This is a genomic window from Photobacterium sp. R1 (assembly GCF_054600795.1).
In genome coordinates this window covers 1-232 of sequence record NZ_BAAHZP010001046.1, presented here as the reverse complement: position 1 = coordinate 232, position 232 = coordinate 1, and the positions used below count along the sequence as shown (strand labels likewise).

Annotated in this window: 1 protein-coding gene; it reads left to right on the top strand. The window is 53.9% G+C overall.

Going from position 1 to position 232, the window contains the following annotated elements:
• A partial coding sequence (locus tag ACYP03_RS28255; protein ID WP_459782971.1) for a glutamine amidotransferase-related protein occupies positions 1-232 on the top strand: 232 nt, incomplete at both ends.

Genomic DNA, 232 nt, shown 5'->3' with positions numbered 1-232 from the left:
CTTGTCTGGTGGTCCGGAGAGTGTCGCGGCAGAGAATTCCCCTCGCGCCCCTCAATATGTGTTTGAAGCCGGTGTGCCTGTTCTGGGTGTATGTTACGGCATGCAGACCATGGCAGAGCAACTGGGCGGAAAAGTGGCCGGCTCTCACGTACGTGAATTTGGTTATGCTCAGGTTGAAGTGATTGAGCCAACCTCGCTGCTGAAAAATATTGAAGACGCTGTGGCAGAAGAC